This window comes from Streptomyces sp. NPDC005574 (genome assembly GCF_040605435.1).
Lineage (GTDB): Bacteria > Actinomycetota > Actinomycetes > Streptomycetales > Streptomycetaceae > Streptomyces.
This window is the reverse complement of record NZ_JBEXCW010000221.1, coordinates 1-4,119: the sequence shown is the minus strand read 5'-3', so window position 1 is coordinate 4,119 and position 4,119 is coordinate 1. Positions and strand designations below refer to the sequence as shown.

Annotated in this window: 3 protein-coding genes; all 3 read left to right on the top strand. The window is 61.9% G+C overall.

Going from position 1 to position 4,119, the window contains the following annotated elements; all coding sequences use genetic code 11:
• The first annotated feature begins 559 nt into the window (after positions 1-559).
• Positions 560-1,306 (top strand): iron-containing redox enzyme family protein, encoded by a 747-nt coding sequence (locus ABZT03_RS43290; protein ID WP_356049692.1) that lies wholly within the window; start codon positions 560-562, stop codon positions 1,304-1,306.
• Positions 1,303-2,076, top strand: coding sequence for a hypothetical protein (locus ABZT03_RS43285; protein WP_356049691.1), 774 nt, complete (start codon positions 1,303-1,305; stop codon positions 2,074-2,076). The genes ABZT03_RS43290 and ABZT03_RS43285 overlap by 4 nt, the downstream gene beginning before the upstream one ends.
• A 301-nt stretch (positions 2,077-2,377) precedes the next feature.
• The gene (locus ABZT03_RS43280) at positions 2,378-3,406 is read left to right on the top strand and encodes a methyltransferase (RefSeq protein ID WP_356049689.1); all 1,029 of its coding nucleotides are present in this window, start codon (positions 2,378-2,380) and stop codon (positions 3,404-3,406) included.
• The last annotated feature ends 713 nt before the right edge of the window (positions 3,407-4,119 follow it).

Below are 4,119 nucleotides of genomic sequence, written 5' to 3'. Positions count from 1 at the left end.
CCGCGACCTCCTCCGCCACAAAGACGCCTTCGCCGTCTACAGCATCTGACCAACCGGCACGGAACCGGACATCACACAACTACGCCGGGGCCGTGCGGTTCGGAGGGGGCCGGGTCATGGCAACATGACCCGGCTACCCGACCAGTGGCGCGGCATCGCAACCCGCTACGACAAGACCGCTGAGTCCTACCAGGCAGCTGTCGCCCTCGCCTCGCTCCTGATGTGGGCGTGACATTTGAAGACACTCCTAGGCCCGCAGCACGGCGAGCGCCAGTCGCAGCAACGTCGGTTTCAATCCACTGCTCCGGCCTCCCGTGGAACGGCGTCGCAGAGCAACAGGTCAGAGTTGGGTAGTACTTACTGATTCGTGCGACCGCCGCAGCGACGAACATCTGTTCATATCTATCAGACGTGAACAGTCATGAGTACCAGTGCTGTGCTGGACTTGACCCCTCCTTGGGTCAGCCACGAGGTGTTGGGACTCGGCACGGCATGTCGGAGTCATTGTTCCGGAACCAGCCCCTCTCCCGAAGAGGGGCTTTTCATATGCATTGGATACATGATGAGTGCTGAGATCTTCGAGCAGTACGAGGCGGAGCTTGCCGGTCACAGAGAGGCGTTTGCGGCCGATGAGGCGGTGGGGTTGCTCACGTCGCCGTCGTGCGACGAGCGCCTGTTCGCCCGCTGGTTGCTGCGCTACAGCGTGCACGGGGTCGCAATGACCGCCCCCGTGGAGTCCTGGATCGCAGGCGCCGGTGAGCGGTGCGCGCAGCTCGGCAACCAGGCCCTTGGTAAAGCGCTCAGGGCTCACTCCCGTGCCGAGGCCGGTCATGACCGGATGATGGTCACCGACGCGCGCGCCATCGCCGCGCGGCTCAATGAGCACTCCGCTACTGCGGTGGACGTTGAAGCTCTACTTACCGAGCCGCCGCTGGCCAGCACCCGCCCCTACATCCAGCTGCACGAACAGGTGATCACTGGACCGGCTCCGCAGGCCCAGCTGGCTATCGAGTACGAGATCGAGCAGCTGTCGGTCACCATGGGCCCGCACCTGCTGCACAACTGTGAGCGTGTGTTTGGAAGTGACTCCCGCTTCTACAGTTTCCTGGCTGAGCATGTTGAGCTGGATGCCGGACACACCGCCTTCAACCGCCGCCAACTGCAGGGGGTTCTGGCGGAATCGCCGCAGGCGCTCACGACCATGACCGAGGCTGGCTCGACCGCTCTGGCCTGCTACTCGGTGTTCATGGCCGAGTGCCTGCGGCTGGCACAGACCGATCTGGACACGGCGCCGGTTCCCGCATGACATCGTCCGCCCACGGTGCTCTTCCCGCGCCGGCCGCCGCCCGGTTCCGGGATGTCGCCGTCGGTTGGCGCGGGTGGCACCTGCGGATCCGCCGGCTCCCGCTCGCCGTGTGCGACACCAGCGCGGTACTGCAGGATCTGCGCGCCTTCCGTGCTGAGATCCTCTTCGCCGCAGGCCGTCGCCCGGCATTCCGGGACTTTGAGGGGCACTTTGTCGATGCGCACATGCTCGATCACGGTGCCTACCACGTCACGGCCCATCCCGAACCGTCCGCGCCTCCGAGCGGCTACATCCGTCTGGCCCCACCAGCCCTGACCGGCCACTTCCAAACCCGGGCTTTCCTGGGAGACGACCGGTTCCTCTCCGTTCTGGAGGCCGATGGGATGCCCGAGCGTGCCGTCTTCGAGCACGCCAGGATGGTAGTCGCCGAACATGCCCGCGGGGTGGGCTTGGGCGTGTTGCTGAATGCAGCGGCCATCGCGACGGCCCGGGCACTCGGTGCAGCCGGCATGGTCGGCATCTGCGGCATGGACGACGGGCAACACCAGCTCCAGCAGCGCTTCGGATTCATCATCTGCCCAGGAACCGAGCACTACTCCGCCCACTACCAAGACCATGTGTGCGCCATCGTGCACCGCACGGACGATCGCAATGGGGAATACGAAGACCTCGTTCACCAACTCCATCAACGCATCACCTTCGCGATCAGCGAGCCCGCCAGAAACAGCGGGACAGGAGTGTCCGGGACTGTGGTGGCTCCAAGGAGATAGGCGACTCCCGGTCAAAGGACCATCGTTCCTCTCCATGCGCCGCCGCTGCGGCGCGGGGAAGGTGAGGACCAGCAACACCCCCCGGCCATCCGAACGTGCTGCATGGGCGAACCCACCGCGTCGGAGTCACTCCGAGGTCGGGCGAGCCTGAACGGTTTAGCCTCCTACCTCGGAAACCAGTCGCAAGGTACGGCGTCGGGCATGCGCCGATTGCCGAGACCTGCCTGGCAGCTTGGGGCATGGACGAATATAAGTTTAGGCCCAGGTCGATCGAATAATCTGACAAAGGAGAACAAAAAACATGAATGACGTTGGCATGTCCGCATCTGCGACATCGGAATCCATCGCTTCACTGCTGCAGTTGTCGACAAATTTCATCGTCTCGCGGGGCGTACAGGTCGCCGTAGAATTGGGGATCCCGGATCGGATGGGCGATGGCGAGACCAGTCTCGTCGACCTCGCACAAGGTACGAGTTGTGATCCCGCAACATTGGCACGGCTGCTGCGGATGCTCGCAGGATGGGGGATCGTAACCGATACCTCAAGTGGTTACCGCCTCACCGCCCTTGGGCAATTCCTGCGTTCCGAAGTTCCAGGTTCCCTCCAGTCATGGTTCCGGCTGTCTTTTCGTAGTTACACAATGTTTGACGGCCTCCTTGAGTCCGTCCGAACAGGCAAGCCGGCATTCGAGCAGGTGTACGGTGCATCATATTTCGATTACTTTGCCGCCAACCCCGCCGAGGGGGCGGTTTTTGACAAAGCCATGGAGGATTTCGGGCGTATGGCGTCCGGTGCGGTCATTGATGCTTACGACTTCACCAAGTCCGGACGAATAGTTGATGTCGGGGGCGGTACGGGTCACTATCTGACTCAGATTCTCTCAGCTAACCCCGCCAGTCGGGGAATATTGTTCGATCAACCGCATGTCGCGGCTGCCGCAGAAGCCAGCCTCAAGGGAGGTAACTTTGAGGATCGTATCCAGGTGGCAGGTGGAGACTTCTTTACGAGCGTACCTGCGGGCGGAGATCTATATCTCCTGGCGTGGATCATCCATGATTGGGACGATGAGGATGCGGTTCGCATCCTGCGCAACTGCCGTACAGCCATGAAGCCAGGGAACCGTTTGCTCATCGTCGAATCCGTCGTCCCGGAGGACGCCGAGCCGCACCTCAGTAAGCTCATGGACTTGGTTATGCTTGTAGGGCTTGGCGGTAGGGAGCGTACGCGGGCACAGTACTCGGAACTACTGGCCAATGCTGGGTTTACATTGGGCCAGGTTATCCCCACGAAGTCTCCGCAGAGCCTCCTTGAGGCGACCCTCATCAGGTAGACGATTTTGAGGACCGGTGGCCCCAGATCTCCGAAAGTTCGACCTTGTTCGATTACGAGAAAGTGATTGGGTCTTCGACAATCGTAGGTTGACGTCCTTCGGTCCCGAACGAGCGTGATTAACCTGACGAGATGCCAGAATCGCAACATCGGATGTTTACCGTTCGAATTGGTGTTGCTGCTGGACATTGAGGTTTTATGATCTCGCGGCCGCTGAGGTGTGAAGGTAGCGGCGGACAGGCGGGGGCGGGAAGCCCCTGGTAGGACAGGTCTCTCAACAAGATCTCGCCCATAGCTATCAGGGGCTTCACGTTGATCACTTATGTTCCACACTCGATGTCCCGCGTCCTGTGGCGGAGTTTCTCTCCGGGCTGCTCGCTGGTCGCCGGCGCCGGATCGGCACGCCGAAGAAGTCGCGGGCGCTGGGACCGTTCCGCCCGGCTGCACTAGTAGGGCTTGGTCAGGTCCGTATCGGTGTGGGTATGTCGCGGTGACAGGTGGGGCAGGCGCCGGCCCAGGCGGCGAGAAGGGTCTGGAGTTTCTCGGACGACTTGGTACCTGAGTTCCACAGTTAGTGGTGCCGACTAGGGCACGAAAATGCGGGTTGATCTGCGGAAATGGCGTTGTCAACTTGTTGGGGCAGCGGGTCGTTGAGGGTGTGTTAGGTCGTGGTGGGGCCGGATGGCGGCCTATGGTTCAGCCTGCCGTGGGCAG